This window comes from Fibrobacter sp. UWH6 (assembly GCF_900142465.1).
GTDB lineage: Bacteria > Fibrobacterota > Fibrobacteria > Fibrobacterales > Fibrobacteraceae > Fibrobacter.
Window position 1 is genome coordinate 293,485 of the sequence record NZ_FRAX01000003.1, and the last position, 20,523, is coordinate 314,007.

Consider the following 20,523-nt stretch of genomic DNA (forward strand, 5'->3'; position numbering starts at 1 on the left):
ACTAACCACTGTTTACTAAACACTATTTGTTACCCCATGAGCGGGAGGGCTACGTCGATACGGCGGAGGGTTTCTTCCTTACCCAGGAGTTCGAAGAGTTCCCACAGGCCAGGACCAGCGGTAACGCCAGAAACTGCCAAGCGGGGAGCGCCCACCAGTTCGCCCACCTTGTGGCCGATGCGTTCTGCCAGAGCATAGAATTCCTTTTCGATGACCGGGGTCTTGAAATCTTCGATGGAAGCCAGCATGTCGCGGACCTGCTGGCAGAGAGCCTTGGAGCCGACCCCAAAGTGCTTCTTGGCACCCTTTTCGTCGTAAGTTTCCGGAGCCTTGAAGAAGTAGGTGGACATGTCAGCCAGATCCTGCACGAAGTGTGCGCGGGGCTTCAGGTTCTTCACAATTTCCAGGAGACGTGCTTCAGGTTCGGCGCTCAGGTCGAAGCCCTTGGCAGCCAGACCTTCCTTCATAATGCCGAGGAGCATGGCGTCGTCGCACATATGAATGTGCTGGCCGTTCATCCACTGCAGCTTCTTTTCATCGAAGGAAGCAGGCTTGGGGTTGATGCGTTCCAGGGTGAAGCAGTCAATCATTTCCTTGATGGTCATGACTTCACGGTCGTCACCCGGATTCCAGCCCAGGAGAGCCAGGTAGTTGACCAGAGTTTCGGGCAGGTAGCCCAGGTCGCGGAAGTCGCCCACGGAGGCAGCACCCTTACGCTTGGAAAGCTTACCGCCATTCTTGTCGAGAATCACCGGCAGGTGGCACCATACAGGAGGTTCCCAACCGAAGGCCTTGTACAGCAATTCGTGCTTGGGAGTAGAAGAAATCCATTCGTCACCGCGGAGCACGTGGGAAGTACCCATCAGGTGGTCATCGCAAACACTTGCGAAATGATAAGTGGGGTAACCGTCGCGCTTGATGAGAACCAGGTCGTCCAGCAGTTCATTCTGGTAAGAGATGTGGCCGCGGATCATGTCGTCGAATTCGGTGACGCCAGTTTCGGGAACCTTGAAGCGGATCACAGCCTTTTCGCCAGCGGCGATGCGGGCTTCAGCTTCTTCGCGAGGAATGTTACGGCAGTGGCGGTCATAACCGGTCACGGAGACGCCGGCCTTTTCCTGTTCGGCACGAACTTCCTGGAGGCGTTCTTCGGTGCAGAAGCAGTAGTAGGCATCGCCGGAGTCCAGCAACTTCTTGATCTGTTCGTTATAGATGTGCAAGCGTTCGCTCTGGAAGTAAGGACCGCAATCCTTTTCGCAACCCGGACCTTCGTCCCACTGGAGGCCAAGCCACTTCAGGTCGCGCATCAAGTCGTGCAGTGCAGTTTCGTTATAACGCTTACGGTCGGTATCTTCGATACGGAGGTAGAACACGCCGCCCATGGCCTTTGCAAAGAAGTAGTTGTAGATAGCAGTACGGGCACCGCCAACGTGGAGGTAACCGGTGGGGCTGGGGGCAAAACGTACACGGACGGGACGCTTGTTATTGCAGCAATCGCACATATTGTATTCCTTTTTTAGGGCAGCCGCGCAAGAGATCTTGTCACAGCTCCATAGTTTAAAATTTTCTATGTCAAAATTTAGCAATTTCAAAAAAACAAGATTTCCTCGCAGTCTCCCACGAGGCTAACAAAGCACCTACATAAAATGTAAAACCAATCCACGAGCAGACAATTTTAGCGAATATTTTTCCCAATTCCATCACGTTTCCCATTGAGCATCAACAAATTGACTCATATGTTTCTACATTTCACCTGCAATTTATTCATAGCGAATTTGTCTTTTGGCAAATCCGCGTAGCCAAAGGATCGATATGGAAGCTTTAACCGCTTTTCTTGATACCATCGATGGCTATGTTTGGGGAATTCCCCTCATTGTCGTCATCTTGTTTGTAGGCCTCCTCCTCACGGTCCGTCTGGGCTGCCTGCAGGTGGTAAACCTCCCCAACGCTCTGCGTTACATGCTCCACAACGAAAAGGGCGGCCAGGGCGAAGTCTCTAGCTTCGGCGCACTTTGCACCGCACTTGCCGCAACCATCGGTACAGGTAACATCGTGGGTGTGGCAACCGCTATCGGCACCGGTGGCCCGGGCGCACTCTTCTGGATGGAGGTAGCAGCCTTCTTCGGCATGGCCACCAAGTACGCCGAAGGCGTTCTGGCCGTGAAGTACCGCAAGATGGACAAGGACGGCAAGGTTCTTGGCGGTCCTTTCTACTATATCGAAACAGGCATCAAGGAACGTTTCGGCTGGAATATGAAGTGGCTGGCAGTGCTCTTCGCCATCTTCGGTGTCTGTGCAGGCGTCATGGGCATCGGCACCATCACCCAGGTGAACGGCATTACCAGCGCCATGGCTCGACTCACTCCTAACGCAGCTGAATTCGTGAACATCGGCGGAAACTCCGTCAGCATCACCACCGCCATCGCAGGCGTTCTGGTCACCGCATTCTCCGCCTTCGTGATTATCGGCGGTCTGAAGCGCATTGCCAAGGTTTCTACCTATATCGTTCCTGTCATGGCAATCCTCTACATTCTCGCTTGCATGCTCTTGCTCATGATGAACTTCGCTGCTATTCCCGAAGCGGTCCAGACCATCGTCCGCGCAGCCTTCAACCCCAGCGCCGTGACCGGCGGTGTGGTAGGCACCATCTTTATCGCCATGCAGAAGGGTATCGCCCGCGGTATCTTCAGTAACGAAGCTGGTCTCGGTTCCGCACCTATCGCAGCGGCCGCCGCAAAGACCAACGAACCGGTCCGTCAGGGCCTGGTCTGCATGACCGGTACTTTCTTCGACACCATCATCATTTGTACCATGACCGGCCTTGCCATTGTGGTTTCTGGCGCTTGGGATCCGAAGCTTGGCCTGGAAGGCGTGAACATCACCATGGAAGCCTTCTCCCGCGGTCTCGCATTCTTCCCCGGTGGCGCAACCATCGCTCCTTACTTCCTGGCAATCGCTCTGGTGTTCTTCGCATTCACCACCATTCTGGGTTGGGCCTACTATTCTGAAAAGTGCCTGCAGTACCTGATCGGCGGCAAGAAGAAAAAGGCAATCCTCGCCTACCGCTGGATTTATGTTGCTGCAATCTTCGTCGGTCCCTACCTGACCGTAAGCGCCGTTTGGACTTGCGCTGACATTTTCAACGGCCTCATGGCATTCCCCAACTTGATTGCCTTGATTCTGCTGAGCGGCATCGTAGCTCTCGAAACCAGGGACTTCCTGGATCGCTTGCACGACGGCAAGGTGGGCGAATAAAAATCAATGATTCAATAGCGCAGAAACCAAGCGCTAGAATTAAAAAGAACAGATGGCGACGAACCATCTGTTTTTTTTTACTGTCAGTTAATCCTCGTAGTGTCCCTTACAGGAAATCACGTCGACGACGTCTCCATTAACTCGGTACACCAAGCGATTCACATCATCGATTCGACGACTCCAGAAACCGGATAGTTTACCTTTCAAAGGCTCCGGTTTGCCGATTCCATCTTCGGCACTTCGTTCAACATCCTTAAGGAGTTGATTGATTCGTTTCAGGGTTTTCTTGTCTTGGGACTGCCAGTAGAGATAATCTTCCCAGGCTTTATCAAACCAGTTCTTCTTCATCATCCCCCCCAACTTCAATCAGTTCATGAACAACCCCCTTCCCAGCCTTAATGGCCGCAGCGCCTTCTTCCAAGAACTTCATATTGCTTTCGCTATAGAAGGGATCCGGAAGGGAAATTTCGAAAGGGATGCGATTCTCCCTGAGAACCGCCTTGACGAACAAGTTGAGGGCAGAGGACGTAGACAGCCCCACCTTTTCGCAGAACTTGTCGAAACGTTCCTTGTCCTTGGTTTCGATTCTTGCGGAAATTGTAGAAAGGGCCATAATTAAACCTCCATTTTCCGACAATGTAATACATTCGCTTGCATTTTGCAAGCCATCACAACATTTTACTGATATTTCAGCCATCCTTTTCCTTTTTCACGTTATGATTTCGCAAATCAAGCCTTGTTATGGCCTGAAGCAAGAAAGTGTTCCTGCTATTTTCTATACACGTTTTTAAAGGGAAAAATGTTTCACATTCTTGCGTAAAATGATTGTAAAAAAACTAATTTGAAGCGCACAATTACCAATCTCCTTTCATAGGCGGTCACATGGACAAGAAATTTGCAGTGGTTCTCCCGGCCGGTGGCCTGGGCAAGCGCATGGGCGGAAACATTCCCAAGCAGCTGATGCTTTTGGGCGGCAAGCCTGTTTACCGTTATTGCCTTGAGACGTTCCTGCAGATGGACGAAATTGCCGAAGTGGTGATGGCTGTACCTGTCGACTGGAAAAGCCATTTTGAAGATGAACTTTTCGGGGCAACATCAGGCAAGAATAGCGCAGGCCTCACTCCAGAAATGCGAGCCAAGTTGAAGATTGTTGTAGGCGGCGCAGAACGTTGGCAGTCCGTAGAAAATGGAGTCAACGCCCTGACCAGTTCTGCGGAATACGTTCTCGTTCACGACGTCGCCCGCCCCTTTATTAGCAAGGAAATCATTCTTGACGTTTGCAACACCTTGGTGACCAAGGGGGCATGCCTTGTGGCAAAGCCTGCCGTAGACACCATCAAGATCGCAGCAGACGGCCGCGTTGAAAAGACCATCGACCGCAATACCGTCTGGATGGCACAGACCCCCCAGGCAGCCCGCATCGACGTTCTTAAGTCGCTGTACAAGCGTATCGCTGCAGAGCCGTTGAACTTTATTCCTACAGACGAAGCCAGCATTTTGGAATTCTTCGGAGAAACCGTCTACATCGTCAAAGGCGCGGCCGCCAACGACAAACTGACTATGCCCGAAGACTTCGAAATCTTCGCCGCAAAGCTGAAGTAACAAACAGGATTCTCATATTATTTTATTACATTGGTAATTCAGTATATTGGAGTTTTGGGAAACTCAACCTTGTTGGTGAATTAGGATATGAACATTTTAAGAGTCGTGGCATTTATCGGCGCGTTGGCAGCATTTTCCATTGCCAGCCAAACCGTATCCATTTTTGTGAAAGACCCTGCAGAATTAGAGAATCTTCAGCAGAACTTGGAAAACATCAAGACCGAATTAGGCGAAAGCAATCCTCAAATTGACGAGCTGTTGACCCGAGCATCCAAGATTGCAGAAATGAACAACCGCTGTTCCATGATTTCCATCAACGACGTGCTGGACGAGGAATGCGGACATTTCTATTCCGTGGACCTGCCCGAATTCGAAGCCCAGTACATGGAACTGACAGGTGAATTAAGCTTGAACGCCGTTAAGGTTGGAAACACCCTGGCAGAGCGCACCGAACAGATTCAGGTCTGCGCAAACACCCTGGGCGGAATTCTCGTTTCCAAGGAAAAGATGTTACGCATGGATGGCGAAATCGCATTGGAACCTTTGAATCTAGAAGGGGCCTTTGACGCGACCTATGATTTCAACCTATACTTTGATGCAGAGCGCATGAAGGTGCAGCAAAACCTGCTGGAACGCTGGGTGGAAAAGTGCAGCGAAGTCGTAGTCCGTCAAGCACACGATGAATTCGCACCCCTATTCGTCGATCGAATCAAAGTAATAAATGACTCTCTAGAAAAGAACAAAGCCAATATGAAGATCGTGCTGGAACCTGAATACCTGGATTTTTATCTGGATATGAACAGACCGGTTGCGGGTTCCTACTTTCTAAACGGAGCGCAGATCTTTAATGTTGAATCCCTACCCTCCGGCAGAAACTTCTCGCACATCATCGTCAGTGCAGTAGACAAGAAAGTGAACCTGCCCCTGGGAACCGACGGCAAAATGCAGAACTTTAGAGGCCGTGTGGAATTCACAGCCGCCTACCAGGAAAAGGACCTGATGGGCCGCTGGATTTGGGGAAGCCAGAAGGACATTCGACGCGCCAAGGCGAAGGGAGATATTTCCTCTGAAATTGTTATGGGTGATTCCACAAAACCTGCACCAGTCGTCAAGAAGTTGGCTTCCATTGACACAACTGCACTCATCACTTCTGTAGCAGATTCCGCAGTCCAGGAAACACCGAAGGATGTTGCCGCCAACGATGCCGCCAAGGACGCTTCCGCACAGGACAAGGGAAGCAAGAAATCCTGGATTCCGCCCGCTATCGCAGGGGCTGTCATGATTGGCGGTGGTGTAATGGCCGCAGTCTTCAACAGCAAGGCCAAGAAGGAAAGCGAAAAGAAAACGCTTACCCGTAAAGAATACGACGACCGTTGTGATAAGATTGAAAACGCACAGACGTTGCGCGCCGTTGGTTTTGGTATAGCCGCCGTGGGCCTTGTAGGCATAGGCGTCACACTGCTTTTCTAAGGAGAGGATGATATGAAATTGAATAATCTGAGCAATCCCTCCCGTGTCATCCTGAGCAACCTCGCCCGCGTCATTCTGAGCAAAGCGAAGAATCCAGTCCTTGCCGCCTCCCTCGTCGCATTTGCAGCCTGTTCCGACTACCTGGAAGACTTCCAGGACAAGTATGACGACGGCAATGCCTTCGCCGAAATAACCAGCGACAGCGACAATGGTGACGACGACGGCAGCAGCGACAGCAAACTCAGTTCTTCCAACGGTGGCGACAGCGACGTCGAATCTTCCGACAGCACGGACAGTTCCAGTTCCGCTGCCGACCCAGGCAGTTCTTCTTCTGTTGCAGAATCCAGCAGCAGTGCTTTCAAGCCTTGCACCGGCACCGTGATTTATGACGCGGAAGAAGATTCGGTGTATAATAGATTTGGTCGAAAATTTATTACGTTTGTCCAAGAGTATGGCTCAGATTGGAGCAAAACAAGTCCAGACGGAGTAACAGCATATCTTCCTCAGGAGGGCTTATTAATAATGCCTTTGGTAGAATCCCCAGATACCATGAATATTGAACCTTGGGGTGGATTCTGTGTTGAATACACTGGTTCAGGAGTTCTACATGCTAACGTCGTCGATGGGAGTAGCGCTAATAAACCTATTTTGCTTTACAAAGAGATGCCTAATACAAATGGCGAAAAAAGTTCATTCACATGGTCATGGAATGAAAATGTAGGTTTGATGGAGAAACAAGAAGACAATGGCAGCTCAGAAGGATTTTCAATAGAAAAGGTAGAATCAATCAATTTTATCAGCTATTTGGGTAATAGTTCTATAACCATTCATAAAATCACAACATTGAAGCCCAATGTTTCTATTGACGAATACTTAAAATGCGACGGCTCGACTATTACACCACAACATATCGAATACTGGTCGTCCTTAGGTTCTTTTCAGGAAAGAACATATCTAAAACCCGGTAGTGAATACAATATTACTTTATTAGGAAACAACACTGTTCTTGTGAATCATCCAGACGATCAGGTAAGGTTGGCCCAAGCCAAAGGTTTCTGTATAGAATATTCTTCAGACAAAAATTTCTTGTTATCATTTCACCGCTACGAGACGAACGGCACACTTACAAATGATAGTGCAAATGTCTCCATTTACAAAGGGGAGAAAAAGATTTCTTACATACTATGGCAGGATTTAGAAAGAAGATTTGGTAGTTTTTCTTCAACTAATATACATTTACTAACATTCAGTGCTAAACAAACCGAAAACGACACAACAAATATATTAATCAGTCGAATGACTCTAATCAATTAAAAAAACAAGACAAGTCAGTATATAAAAAAGGGACTGATGAAGAAATCATCAGTCCTAATTTTTTTCGATTCACACTCATTTCCATCTTCGAGCGTTAATTCCAGTACCGATCAGCATTAAGAAAATGATGGGAATGTATTTACAAAACAGTTAGCTTTAACTAACTTTAAGTCATCGGAAGGAGGGTCACATGTCAGCCTTATCTCAATACCATGACTTAATCTTGTGCGTCGTTTCCGCCCTGGAAGCAAGAGATTCCTACACCAGTTTCCATTCCTCCCGCGTAGCGGAAATGGTGGAAGCCCTTTGCAGGTTTTTAGGCATCACCGGCGATCAGGAAGAACTATTCCATATTTCGGCACACTTGCATGACGTTGGGAAAATTGGCATACGCGACGACGTTCTTTTAAAAGCAGGACGATTGAATGATGAAGAATGGGAAATCATGAAATCCCATTCTTTGCAAGGTTACGAAATTTTACGGAAGGCAAAGCTATTTGAGAACGTAGCTATCATTGTACGCGGACACCACGAACGCTGGGACGGTAAAGGTTATCCCGATGGACTGTCCGGCGCAAACATTCCCCTGGGTTCAAGAATTATCGCAATCGCCGATTCCATCGACGCCATGATTTCGGACCGTCCCTACAGAAAGGGCATGGATGTGTCCATCTGCAGAAGCGAAATAGAAAAGAACGCCGGAATCATGTACGATCCCGACGTGGTTAAAGTCGCTTTGGAAAATTGGGATGATTTAATTAAATCGGGCACTGCCGTCTGCGCCATGCAGAGTTAAGTTCCAATTTTAGTCATACTTTTGGCACAAATAGCCATGGTAGAAGCATTGTGCAAAAATGCCGACGTGGTGGGAGAAAGGAATCCGAAGAATCCACCCGCAAGCAAACCCGTATTAAAGGCGACGATGAACTTATAGTTGGATTGGATTCGATCCATCAGCTTTTGGCTCAGAACGCGAAGCTCAGCCAAGTCTTCCAGATTTTCCCCTCGGAGAGTAACGTCCGCAGTTTCCCGGGCAAAGTCGGAAGCATCGCTCATGGCAACAGAAACGTTTGCCGCAGCCAAAGCGGGAGCATCGTTAATGCCATCCCCCACCATAATGACGCGTTTGCCTTCTGCTTTCATCCGTTCCACGTAATTGTGTTTGTCTTCGGGCAAAACTTGTGCGTAGAACGTGTCTATTCCCAGGATTTCAGCGGTACGTTCCGCAGCCTTCTGGCTGTCGCCGGTGATCATGACCACATTCTTGATGCCCGTTTCTCGCAGGCGTTTGATAGCGACGGCAGCCTCTTCTCGCGGAGGGTCGCTAATGCACAAGACACCAGCCAACTTGCCGCCAATACCCAAGTAGATGACGGATGCGGCACCGCCCACTTCTTCGATGGTCGCCTGCTGTTGTTCCGTCACGAGAACCTTTTCGTCTTCAATAACAAAATGCCTGCTACCGATGACAGCCCTCTCACCTCTAAGGGTTGTGGCAATACCATGAGCCACAATGTACTTTACATCCGCATGCTCTTCGGCATGATCGATGCCACGTTCCGCGGCACCATTTACAATAGCGCGGGCCATGCTGTGAGGGAAATGTTCCTCGATGCAGGCAGCTATCTTTAAAATTTCTTCTTCGGAACGACCACCAAAGGCAATAATCTTCTGAAGCTTCGGTTCTGCCTTGGTCAAAGTTCCCGTCTTATCGAAAACGACAGTATCAGCCAAGGCAAATTCCTCAAGATACTTGCCACCCTTTACCGTCATATTTCTATCGGCGGCCTCACGCAAGGCTGAAATTACGGAGATAGGCGTAGAAAGTTTAATGGCGCAGGAATAATCCACCATCAAGATGGAAACGGCCTTGGTAATGTTCCGGGTAAACAGAAGAGTCAAGCCAAATCCCAGGAAACTGAAGGGGACGATGCTGTCAGCCAAATGCTCTGCGCGGCTCTGAATGCCAGCCTTCAAATCTTCGCTATGGTCAATGAGCTCGATGATTTTCTGAATCTTGGTGTTGTCATTCACCGCACGGACTTCCACGACGATGGAACCTTCGTCTAGGAGGGTGCCCGCAAATACTGTCTTTCCCGCATTCTTCAACACAGCCTTTGATTCGCCCGTCATGGTGGATTCGTTCACTAAAGCTTCGCCTTCTACAACTGTTCCATCCACAGGAATCATGGCACCATCGCGGATTCTCACCAAGTCACCCGGCACCACGTCCTTCAAGTCAACTAAGGTGTCCACGCCATTTTTAACCACCCAGACTTTGTCCACTTTTACAGCAAGGCTGCCCGTAAGCGCTGTGCGGGTGCGAGCCTTGGTGTAATCTTCCAATAAGCCAGAAACCCCTAGCAGGAACATAACCGTACCTGCGGACTCATAATTTTTCTGGAGCATGGAGGCTCCAATGGCGGCACCATCCAGAACTTCGACGGTCAACTTACCTTCTGCAAGAGTGAATAATCCCTTAGCCACATATTTGAGGCCGCGGAAAACCGTTATGGCCGTTCGAATCGGCAAAGGAACAAACCAGCGCATCAGATAGCGGCGAGCTATCATTTTGCACAGGCTGTTCTGGAAATTGTCATCCAGGGATTGCAACTGGTAATCCGTATCCGGATCCACTTCGGGCAATTCCCTCGGTTTTAAGGCAGTTACAAAATCCAGAATCATCTGGCGATTTTCAGCAGTTATTTCTGCAGATTCATCGCTGCCATAGTTCAGCAAAAGGCTTCCATTGGCACTATGGATTACCGCAGACTTTACGCAAGGAATCCCCACGCAAGCCTTATGGATACGGCCTTCAAACTTAGGTTCAAAGGCGTAAGGACCACAGCGAAAACGGATACGCCCCGGCCGATCGTATGCGATTCTGAATTTCATAAACTTACCTACACAAGATGACTTGACAAGAAAAATTACTTGTCCAAGCCTGCTTCGGACTTGGCGTCGTTGCAAATGTCGTTAGCTTCGTCTTTCATATCCTGGAAGGCAGCCTTGGCATCGGCAGAGAACTTCATGCCGTGAGCAAGGCCAGTTACAGCAAGTTCACGAGTTTTCTTTGCCTTGAGCACTTTCTTGGTAATAGCGGAGCCAACAGCACCAGCAACCACCAACCAGAACTTTTCATTTTTGAAGATAGACATAGGTTACTCCTTGTTAATTTTTAACTAAGTTAGACACTCTAATTTTGTTAGCCAATTTAACTTTGTTAGACCAGCTAACTTTTATTTTAAGCCAAAGCTAAAGCCTTGCCCTGTTCCTGACACTTAGCCTTTGCGTCGTCATCGGGAGCATTTTCAACAGCCAAGGGTTCATCCACAAGGTTCAAGCCCGCGGCAACTGCATCCTCTTTCCAGGGAGTCATATATTCGCCGCCGCCCCAGCCGTATGAACCGAAAAGAGCCACCTTCTTGCCAGCAAGAGCAGGTTTCATCTTTTCATAAAGAGGCTGAAATTCGCTGTCTTCCAATTCTTCGGCACCCATGGCAGGGCAACCTAGAGCAAACTTTTCAAACACCGCTGCAGAATCTGCAGAAAACTCGGTGGTATGAAAAATTGAAACGTCTCCGCCGACAGCTTGTGCGCCAGCAGCAATTTCCTTCGCCATCATTTCGGTATTTCCGGTTCCGGACCAATAAATAACTGCAATTTTACTCATTTTATTTTTCCTTTTTTTTAGTAAATCAACTTGCGACAGTCAAGCGTTCCAAGGAAGCACCCTGTTCAAATCGAGTCCAAAGAATCTCCTTGCATTTTTTAAAGACCTCAAAAATATGCATGGAATTTTGAACGTCGTTATAAACCTTCCAACAGCCTATTTGCTTGTAATTTCTGCCTCCGTTGGCGATAAAATCCCGCACATCATCCAAGGGATATCCCAGAAAAACCCCTACTTCATGGGGAAAACAAACAGATTTCATCATGCGCTTTCGAAACGATTTTAGCAAGGAATCCACATCGAATTTCGCATACCCGAATCTTTTCAGGAAATTCTGGATTTCACAAGAACAGGTAAGAGATCTAAGCGCACAATCCCTATAGACATAGATGTAATAACAGCCTCTTTTCTCTGCAACAACCTTGACAAAAACGCCTTTAGGATTCAAAACCTTATTCCAGCGGGAAAGAAGATTGCATAACAGAAGGCCGTCGGCAATTTCAAGGCAGAATAAATTCCCCACCTTTACGCCAGCTAGTGTAGGCGCACATTGCCGAACGAGACATGAATCAAACATTCTAGCCATAATTAGATTAGTCTAACTTTAATTTTTTGCCAAATATATCCCGCCCGCGGCATTTACCGGGGCGGGAAACCCTCCAGCTCAATGAGGTAACATAACTTTGAGCTGGCGGAGGTTTTATGGCATTTTCTTAAAAGGCGAAGACGGTTTCCACACCAAGCTGCAAGCTAATGTCGTCATTGTCGCCGTAGTCATCACCCAGGGGCTTATTCAGCATACCGAAGCCGGTAATTTCAAGACCTTCTACAGGGGCAAAGTAAAGACGGAGGCCTGCAGCAAAGGAACCCAAATCCTCATCGCTATCCAAGGTGTTGCTGTGGTATTCCAGCGGGATTCCCAAGGTAAGAGCGCCCACCAAATTCAGGCTGGGTTCCACATAGGCAAAGAAGTATTCCGGGATTTCTTCACCGTGATCGATGGGAGCATCTTCGTCAAAGAGAGCGTAGAATGCGGTTGCCTTGATGTTAAAGCCACCCACTTCAAAAGAGGGTTCCACCAGGAAGGCATGAGTTGCACCCGGTTCATCTTCACCAAGGGCATCCACATGGAGACCATACACGGCGTGGAATCCGAAGCCGCCAAATTTCAGGTTGGCATCCACACCAGCGTGGAGTTCATTGTGTTTCGGTTCCTGATAGGACTTGTAATCCACATAGGGGCGCAAAGTGTGTTCACCTAAGCCCAATTCATAAGCCAAGTGAGCGTCATAGGCGACGCCTACGCACGTTTCCTCACCATCTTCTTCAGCGCAAACTTGATTATCGTTGTCACCGCGACCAAAGCCGAGGCCAAAAACAAAACCATTAAAGTCAACTTCAACTCCTCGAATATCGTGTTCAGCCATACCAGCGGCATTGTCGGCAGGATCGTCGTAGCCGTAGTAGTTCAGGAAAGCTCCCTCAGAAAAAGTCAAGTCACCGGCCTTGACCACAAAATTTTCGCTCTTGGTGTACTGAACGAATGCGCCATTGTAAATAGCGGCAGGATCAGTAGATTCGCCATCCGCTTCTAACTGCACCTCTGCAGACCACTGGTCATTAAACTTCACACCCACATTAAAATCAAAAGTAGAGGCATAGTTATGGGACTTTGGACCATCGCTAAAAAGATCGCCGGTGTAGGCATCGAATTCCACTTCACCAGAGAAAGAGACTTCAGGGCCCTTAGATCCCTCGACTTCGCTCGGGATGACAGTCGATCGCTCTTCGGCGTGGGCGGAAACTGCGGCGAGGGAAACAGCCATAAGGCCAAATGCTAAACGAGATTTCATTATTACTCCTTAGGGTAGATGTGTGTGATTTAAAAATCTTCTTGCCAAATTTTTGCAAATATCGTGCCATTGAAAAACACCTTGTTTTAGGCGATTTTCCTTACATAGCATGAAAAAAGAGAAAACTTGTTTACGAAAGATTGTCGTGTTTAAAATTAAAATATTAGACTAGTCTAACTCAAGGTTTGTAAATTAGGGCCGTTGGAGGAGACACGTTCCAACGGCCCCGATTTACGTTTTTGATTTAATAGCGATTCTCGATTCTTTTTCGCTAGTCTTCAAAACGCTTCTGCTTGTTTGCCTTGATACCGAAGAGCTTCAGGAAGATTCCAGTACCGATCAGAACAATGACTGCGGTAACGATCCAGTGGGTTTGTCCGCCAACAGGTATCTGGTAGAGCAGCACTGCAATGGCCCAGGCAAGAAGCGTTTGAACCGTAGCCATAAGGATTCCAAGACCCAGACCGATTTCACGAACCACAACGCCCATGGCAGCAAGGCAAGGTACATAGAGCAGGATAAATACCAGGAAGGCAAACACCTGCCAGTTGAATCCATCGTGACCACCGTTGTGGAAGTAGGAGCGGAGGTTTGCATAGATGTCGGCGGTTTCGCTCAGGTCGCCTTCTTCAAGAGCCCCCATGGCATCTTCATCCAATTCGATACCGGCAGCGGCAAGCTTTGCAAATACAGCTTCGCGAGTCTTTTCGTCCTCCTCTTCTTCGCCAAAGGTTTCAATGGCAGCAAATTCTTCGCAAGTGAGAGACTTAGATTCAAGAATCTTGTCCAAAGTTTCCTTCTTAAGTTCAGCAGCAGCCTGGCCTTCCAATTCCCCAGAGGTACCCAAGATGTCGGTAAGAGATCCAACCACTTCGCTGAGGTTTGCAGGGATAGAAGAAACTGCTTCAATGAATGCAGCCTTGAGATCAGGAGCACCATCTTCCTCTTCTTCGGCGGGGCATTCATCGACACCGGCGATAAGAGGCTTTTCTTCTTCGGCGGGAGCTTCTGCAATCGCAGCGACTTCGGCGGGAGCTTCTGCAACTGCGGCGGTTTCGGCAGGTTCCGCACTGGATTCTTCGCTTGCGCTCAGAATGACGCTAGGAGAGTCGCTCGGAATGACAGCGGAGGATTCGCTCGGAATGACACGGGATGCGGTTTCGCCTTCGCTCAGAATGACGTTGGAGTCAGCAGAAGCAGCAGTGCTGTCGGTAACAGCCACACTTTCTCCTTCTGGTGCCGGGGCGGTTTCAACAGCCGGGGCTTCCTCAGCGACAATTTCTGCGGCTTCAGAAGGTGCAGCGGGTTCAGCCTGAGGGCCTTCCACCGCTTCACTCTTCGGGGCCATGGCGTAGAGGGAGTTCATGGTACCGATAACGGCTTCCTTAGCCAACAATCCGGTAAAGAGGGAAACGGATGCGGGCCAGTTGTCTTCTTCAACGCCAAAGGGTTCAAATACAGGCGTAATGGTCTTACCCACAGAAGAAAGCAAACTGTTTTCGGAATCTGCGTTACCGGCGGTAAACTTGCCATCCACATAGCCAAAGGCATTGAGGAAGCCAAGAACGGCCACAGCGATAGTAATCACCTTACCGGCGCGAAGCACGTAGTCCTTCAGCTTGAGCCAGGAATGAATCAGCAAGGACTTGATCTTCGGCAAATGATAGTTAGGAAGTTCCATCACGAAATTGCTGGACTGACCCATGAACAAGGATTTCTTCAGGAACAGACCGTAAATGATGGCGAACACAATACCCACCAGGTAAAGCAGGAACACGATGGTTCCAGCCTGCTTTCCGAAGAAGGCTGCAGCGAACAGAGCGTACACCGGCAAGCGGGCGCCACAGCTCATGAAAGGCACAAGGAATATGGTGAGGAAGCGCTCACGCTTACTTTCAAGAACGCGGGAACCCATAATGCCGGGAACGCCACAGCCAAAGCCCACCATCATAGGGACAAATGCACGACCGGGGAGCCCAAGGAATCGCATAAAGCGATCCGCCACGAAGGCGGCACGAGCCATGTAGCCAGAGTCTTCCAGGAAGGTCAGGCACAGGAACATGAAGAAGATTACCGGAATGAAGGTAGACACGGTCTGGATACCGGCGCCAACACCATTGGCAAGAACTGCAGAAACCCAGGCGGGCGCACCAATCACATCGCTAAGCAAATAGCCCAGGCCATCCACAAAAATGGCACCGAAAGAAATATCAAAGAAATCAATAAAGGCGCTACCGATGGTCACGGCCACCCAGAACACCAGGTACATCACCAAAAGGAAGATGGGAAGAGAAAGCCAACGATTCAAAAGGATTGCATCCAACTTATCAGAATGCGTTTTCTTGGCGCGATCACCAACGATTACCGTACCGGCGATTTCGTGGGCCATGCTGTAGCGGGCATCGGCCATGACGAATTCAGATTCTTCGCCAAGCTTTGCAGTAACTTCATCCCTGTTCAAGGCAACACCGGCAGCAGCAAACTTGTCTGCATAGCTGTTACTGTTACCCAGGTACATCAAGGAAACCCAACGGGGTTCTGCGTCTAGCAACTTTGCCACAGGAGCGACCAGAGATTCCAATTCCTTCACCACATTCTCCACCTTGTCACCATAGGTGAGACCGGCAGGGATGGCAATAGGGCTAGAGATAACATGGGCCATCTGGCTAATGAAATTGGTAATGCTCTTTTCGTTCACCGCAGAAAGAGGAATGGCGGGAACCCCGAAACGCTTGGAGAGTGCTTCAAGATCAATATGGAGACCGCGCTGTTCAGCGATATCCATCATGTTCACGGCGATGACCATAGGCTGCTGCATATCCACCAGCTGGGTGGTCAGGAACATGTTACGTTCAATGTTCGTGGCATCGACGATGTTTACAATCAAATCGGCTTCGCGAGTGAGGAGGAAATCGACAGCGGCGCGTTCGTCCTCGGAGTTTGCGAAAATGGCGTAAGTACCCGGAAGGTCCACCACACGGATGTGGCGAGCGCCCAGGTCGAAGAAGCCTTCCTTCTTTTCTACAGTGACGCCAGGCCAGTTGCCTACGCTTTGGCGCGAGCCAGTCAAGGCATTAAATAAAGCAGTCTTACCGCAGTTCGGGTTACCTGCAATAGCGATTGTAAACGGTTTTGGTGACATGATATTCTCTTTTCTTTAGAATCCCGCGGATCGGGTATTAGATTCTCTTCAGGTTCAACACATTGCCTTCTTCCCTACGGAGGGAAAGGCGGTAGTTCAAGACACTCACTTCAATGGGATCCCCCAGAGGAGCAATCTGCATCACTTCCAAAGTGACGCCGCGGACAAGGCCCATGGAAAGGAGCTTGGACTTATAACGGGCATCGCCTTCGTTGTAGCCAACAATTTCCACCTTGTCGCCTTTCTTAAGTTCAGAGAATTTCGGCTCGACGTTCCACTTCTTGGTTTTACCGTCGCAGCCACAGCCGCAATTACAGCTCATTTTTTGTTACCCTTTGCAACCTTCAACTTCTTTACAGTTGTGATTACAGTTTCCGAAGGCTTCATGAAGTCTTCAATTTTAGACAGAGTCTCTGCCGACAGGATATGTTCCATACAGCAAGCGTCCTTATCAGCAATAGCTTCAGAGACACCGAGACGAATTAAAAAACCTTTCAAAAGAATGTGACGATTCAGCACATCGGCAGCAGCCTTGCGACCTGCATCCGTCAATTCAATACCGCTATAAGGTTCCTGGGTGACCAAGCCAAGCTTTTTCAATTCCAGGATGGCCTTTGCCACAGAAGGCATTTTAACCTGCAGGGCAGCGGCGATGTCTTTTACGCGAGCGATGCCATGAGCCAGGCGCAGCATGTGCACCATTTCTAGATAATCCTCTAGGCTCTGGCTGAGCTTTACGTGTTCGTTTTCCATTGTTACCTCTTTTTGTTAGCCAGAACTAAATTTAGTAAGCCTAGGCTAATTAGTCAAGGCTAAATTTGATAAAAAAATTATCTTTAACTAACTTTTGTTAAAAATCAGACTTTTACACACCCTACGTCCCCCCAGTATCTAAAATGTGTTCGTATTATTTTATTACATTCACACAAACAAGCAGACGGTTTTTAGTTAAAGCCGCCTGGGCTTGGCGGTTTCTAGGATATGAACTTTTTGAACATTGCAAAACTTATGGTCATACTGGCAGCAGCCTCTTTTGCTAGCCAGACCACATCCATTTTCGTTAAGGACCCGGCCGAACTGGAAAACCTCCAGCAGAACCTGGAAAACCTTAAGACAGAGCTGGGCGAAAGCAACCCTCAAGTGGATGATTTGCTGAATCGAGCCAGTAAAATCGCAGAAATGAACAACCGTTGTTCCATGATTTCCATCAACGACGTTCTGGACGACGAATGTAGTCACTTCTACTCGGTGGACCTTCCCGAATTCGAAGATATGTATATGGAAGTGACCGGCGAGGTGCGCCTGAATTCCGTCAAAATGGGCAACACCCTGGCCGAGCGAACCGAGCAGATCCAGGTTTGCGCTTCTGCACTTGGCGGCATTCTCGTTCCCAGGGAGCGATTGCTAAAACTGGACGGCAAAGTGGACCTGGAACCCCTTGATCTTGCAGGGGCCTTTGACGCGACCTACGACTTCACCCTGTATTTTGACCCCAGCCGACTGAAGCAGCAGAAAACTCTAGTGGAACGCTGGATGGAAAAATGTGGCGACGTGGTGATTAGAAAGGCCGGCGATGAATTTGCCCCCTTGTTTGTCGATCGAGTCAATGCCGTTAACGACTCCCTTGAAAAAAATAACGTCAACATCAAGATTATCCTGAATTCCGAAAAGCTAGACATTTACCAGGATTTAAGCAAACCCGTTTCTGGAGCCTATTTCTTGAGCGGAGCCCAACTGTTTGATGTGGCAGCCCTTCCCTCCGGCATGGATTACGCTCACTTCGTGGTAAACCTTCGCGACCAGAAGGTGGAGCAGCCTCTGGGTACTCAAGCGAAATTGCAGAATTTTAGGGGACGTGTGGAATTTACAGCTGCCTATCAAGAAAAAGATTTGATGGGACGCTGGATATGGGGAAATCAAAAAGAAATTAAACGAGCAAAGGTCAAGGGCCAGATTGCCGCCAATGTAGTCACTGGCGACACATCCAAGCCCGCCCCCGTGGTAAAGAAGTTGGCTTCTCTTGATACCACGGCATTGATTGTTTCTGTAGCGGACACTGCAGATGTCAACGAGCAAGAAGATGAAGCCGCCAAGAACGCCGCCAAGAACGCCGCCAAAGACGCCGCACAGAACAACAGCGGTTCCAAGAAATCCTGGATTCCTACAGCCGTTGCAGGCGTGGTGATGATTGGAGGCGGAGTCATGGCCGCCGTATTCAACAACAAGGCCAAAAAAGAAAGCGAAAAGGAAGCGTCTACCCGATCTGAGTATGACGACCGTTGCGATAAGATCAAGAGCGCCCAGAACATGCGCGCCGTCGGTTTTGGCATAGCCGCCGCTGGCCTCGTAGGCGTAGGCGTAACGCTGCTTTTTTAGGACGGAGAAGAAAGATGAAGTTTTTTAGCGTAGCAAAGGACCTTGCCGTAGCCGCATCGCTTTTTGCGTTCGCGGCCTGCACCGACTATCTGGAAAATTTCCAGGACAAGTATAATGACGGCAACGACTTCGCAGAAGTGGTAAGCGGCGACGACACTGATTCTACAAGCAACAACGGTGATGTCAATTCCGCGGGCGGTAACGGCAGCGAAACCAGCAGCGCAACAGATAACGCAGCCGGTTCAAGTAGCAGCAACGCAAACAACGGTTCCAGCACTTCAAATGGAAACACCTCTTCCAGCAGCGAGCAGAAGACTGGCCTAAACGATGAAGGTTGTACGGGCACAGTCATTTACGACGCAAATAAAGACGTCAACAAAAACGTTTTTGGCAATCCGATAGAAGCGGACGACAGCGTCGGTTTCATAAAGGATGTCGGAGCAACCGCAAAAATCTACTATAGCACAAAACTTCACTCATTAAAAACAGACATTGCCTCCTCGGACAACTCCTCATCAACAAGGAACATTACATCGTGGGAAGGCCTCTGCATTGAATACGCCACCGATGGTCCTGCAAACCTATACCTAGGCATTGAAAACAACTACAGACTACAAGTGCTACCAATAACTAACGGCGAAAAGAAATCATTCAAATTATCATGGGAAGACCCCAAGAATAGCAACAACATTATAAAAGGTAATTTTTCAACAGACAAGATAAAATTTTTCTCCTTCGAGAACGAAAAGTCAGACCCAACAAATATAACCGTCTCTAAAATCACAACACTCGCCAAAGTCAGTTTGGAGGAAAACTCCTCCACGGAGCAACACTGTACAGGTACGGCTATTTACGAAAATGGCAAATACAAATTGGGACAAGTTTTCGATGCAGATAATGTTGTTAACTTAAAAGATCTAACCATCAATAGTTCTAATAATCAAGTGTTCTTTTACCTTGATTCAGTTAAATCAGCCCTTTTGAATAAATACAGCATAATACACTGGGACGGTCTATGCGTAGAATACTCAGCGACAGCTGATTTAGCCGTTACTGTACGCGATGCCGAAAAACAACAAGACCAAAACAATCATCCTCAAGTATTGAAAATTTACGACACAACACAAGGATTACTACAGTCCAGACAATTTTATTGGAACGAATGGTCTGAATCCAACGGCTATTATAGGAATAACATCATAAATTCCTCAAGCGTGATTTCATTCAGTCTCGATGATCCCAATTCTACGGGATCAGTCAAAATCAACAAGATTACCACAATCGCCAACGTGCCCGAAGACAGCCTTTTGAAGCCAGCCACTTGTGGCGGCAAAGAAATTTATAATGCAAAAAAGAAATCAAACTCTTCCTTACAAGGATACCCATTACAGATCTCAAGTACAAATCATTCAGAAAATTCCACCAAGGACGGACTCGACCTATTTTTTTCTAACGATACGACCGAAAACTACATTACCATACCTGTAGCGGATGTTTTGAGCGAAAAGACAATCGATGCGAGAGAATGGAAAGGTCTCTGTATCGAATACACTTCGGAAGACTCCTTATCTTTACAAATTTCAAAGTTAATCTCCTCTGGGTGGAAAGTGGAAAATTGGGAATCGGCCGCGATTCCCGAAAGGGAAACATCTCATCCACTTATGGTACCTTTTGAGAAATTTCAAAATTTCAAAACAGCGGGTTTCAATACGTTCTTAGAAGAAATAAACGAAATCGCCCTTGTACGGAAAAACGATCATAAGACTTCTTCCAAAGCAACCATTTACAAAATCACGACAATAAACCCCAACGTCACTATACGTAATCACTTTTAATAA

Annotated in this window: 18 protein-coding genes; 7 read left to right on the forward strand and 11 right to left on the reverse strand. The window is 48.3% G+C overall.

What is annotated here, in order from left to right; translation table 11 throughout:
- Nucleotides 1–29: 29 nt before the first annotated feature.
- A complete protein-coding gene (gene gltX / locus BUB73_RS04570; RefSeq protein ID WP_073283911.1) occupies nt 30–1,502 on the reverse strand; it encodes a glutamate--tRNA ligase in 1,473 nt (490 codons plus the stop codon).
- Between the two features lie 310 nt (nt 1,503–1,812).
- On the opposite strand from gltX, the gene BUB73_RS04575 reads away from it, so the two are divergent.
- Complete coding sequence (locus BUB73_RS04575) at nt 1,813–3,255, forward strand: alanine/glycine:cation symporter family protein (RefSeq protein WP_073283914.1); 1,443 nt, start codon at nt 1,813–1,815, stop codon at nt 3,253–3,255.
- Nucleotides 3,256–3,342: 87 nt separating this feature from the next.
- On the opposite strand, the gene BUB73_RS04580 is transcribed toward BUB73_RS04575, so the two are convergent.
- A complete protein-coding gene (locus BUB73_RS04580; protein WP_073283984.1) occupies nt 3,343–3,603 on the reverse strand; it encodes a Txe/YoeB family addiction module toxin in 261 nt (86 codons plus the stop codon).
- Nucleotides 3,584–3,868: a type II toxin-antitoxin system RelB/DinJ family antitoxin gene (locus tag BUB73_RS04585; RefSeq protein WP_073157293.1), complete on the reverse strand. Its 285-nt coding sequence runs from the start codon at nt 3,866–3,868 to the stop codon at nt 3,584–3,586. Before BUB73_RS04585 ends, BUB73_RS04580 begins: the two co-directional genes overlap by 20 nt.
- Before the next feature lie 269 nt (nt 3,869–4,137).
- On the opposite strand from BUB73_RS04585, the gene ispD reads away from it, so the two are divergent.
- The 4 genes from ispD (at nt 4,138) to BUB73_RS04605 (ending at nt 8,437) form a co-directional block, all read left to right on the forward strand.
- Nucleotides 4,138–4,857 (forward strand): 2-C-methyl-D-erythritol 4-phosphate cytidylyltransferase, encoded by a 720-nt coding sequence (gene ispD / locus BUB73_RS04590; protein ID WP_073283917.1) that lies wholly within the window; start codon nt 4,138–4,140, stop codon nt 4,855–4,857.
- 87 nt (nt 4,858–4,944) lie between these two features.
- Nucleotides 4,945–6,327, forward strand: coding sequence for a hypothetical protein (locus BUB73_RS04595; protein ID WP_073283920.1), 1,383 nt, complete (start codon nt 4,945–4,947; stop codon nt 6,325–6,327).
- A gap of 12 nt (nt 6,328–6,339) precedes the next feature.
- Nucleotides 6,340–7,641 (forward strand): hypothetical protein, encoded by a 1,302-nt coding sequence (locus BUB73_RS04600; protein WP_073283922.1) that lies wholly within the window; start codon nt 6,340–6,342, stop codon nt 7,639–7,641.
- A gap of 190 nt (nt 7,642–7,831) precedes the next feature.
- A complete protein-coding gene (locus tag BUB73_RS04605; protein ID WP_073283925.1) occupies nt 7,832–8,437 on the forward strand; it encodes an HD-GYP domain-containing protein in 606 nt (201 codons plus the stop codon).
- Here the strand turns inward: BUB73_RS04605 and BUB73_RS04610 are convergent.
- The 8 genes from BUB73_RS04610 to BUB73_RS04645 form a co-directional block, all read right to left on the reverse strand.
- The gene (locus tag BUB73_RS04610) at nt 8,434–10,536 is read right to left on the reverse strand and encodes a heavy metal translocating P-type ATPase (RefSeq protein ID WP_073283928.1); all 2,103 of its coding nucleotides are present in this window, start codon (nt 10,534–10,536) and stop codon (nt 8,434–8,436) included. The two genes, BUB73_RS04605 and BUB73_RS04610, sit on opposite strands and share 4 nt — an antisense overlap.
- Nucleotides 10,537–10,571: 35 nt before the next feature.
- Nucleotides 10,572–10,799, reverse strand: a complete 228-nt coding sequence (locus tag BUB73_RS04615; RefSeq protein WP_073157310.1) for a DUF1490 domain-containing protein — start codon at nt 10,797–10,799, stop codon at nt 10,572–10,574.
- 86 nt (nt 10,800–10,885) lie between these two features.
- Entirely contained in the window at nt 10,886–11,314 is a 429-nt protein-coding gene (locus BUB73_RS04620; RefSeq protein ID WP_073283930.1) for a flavodoxin, read from the reverse strand.
- A 25-nt stretch (nt 11,315–11,339) separates the two neighbouring features.
- A complete protein-coding gene (locus tag BUB73_RS04625; protein WP_073157315.1) occupies nt 11,340–11,900 on the reverse strand; it encodes a DUF3793 family protein in 561 nt (186 codons plus the stop codon).
- Between the two features lie 127 nt (nt 11,901–12,027).
- On the reverse strand, nt 12,028–13,167 hold the full coding sequence (locus BUB73_RS04630) for a hypothetical protein (protein ID WP_073283934.1): 1,140 nt from the start codon (nt 13,165–13,167) through the stop codon (nt 12,028–12,030).
- 271 nt (nt 13,168–13,438) lie between these two features.
- Nucleotides 13,439–16,309, reverse strand: a complete 2,871-nt coding sequence (feoB, locus tag BUB73_RS04635) for a ferrous iron transport protein B (protein ID WP_073283937.1) — start codon at nt 16,307–16,309, stop codon at nt 13,439–13,441.
- Nucleotides 16,310–16,346: 37 nt separating this feature from the next.
- Nucleotides 16,347–16,631 (reverse strand): FeoA family protein, encoded by a 285-nt coding sequence (locus BUB73_RS04640; RefSeq protein WP_073283939.1) that lies wholly within the window; start codon nt 16,629–16,631, stop codon nt 16,347–16,349.
- A complete protein-coding gene (locus BUB73_RS04645; protein ID WP_073157320.1) occupies nt 16,628–17,062 on the reverse strand; it encodes a metal-dependent transcriptional regulator in 435 nt (144 codons plus the stop codon). The genes BUB73_RS04640 and BUB73_RS04645 overlap by 4 nt, the downstream gene beginning before the upstream one ends.
- Before the next feature lie 228 nt (nt 17,063–17,290).
- On the opposite strand from BUB73_RS04645, the gene BUB73_RS04650 reads away from it, so the two are divergent.
- Together BUB73_RS04650 and BUB73_RS04655 are read left to right on the forward strand one after the other, a co-directional pair.
- Nucleotides 17,291–18,685, forward strand: coding sequence for a hypothetical protein (locus BUB73_RS04650; RefSeq protein ID WP_073283942.1), 1,395 nt, complete (start codon nt 17,291–17,293; stop codon nt 18,683–18,685).
- Between the two features lie 14 nt (nt 18,686–18,699).
- Nucleotides 18,700–20,520, forward strand: coding sequence for a hypothetical protein (locus BUB73_RS04655; protein WP_073283944.1), 1,821 nt, complete (start codon nt 18,700–18,702; stop codon nt 20,518–20,520).
- Nucleotides 20,521–20,523 lie beyond the last annotated feature (3 nt).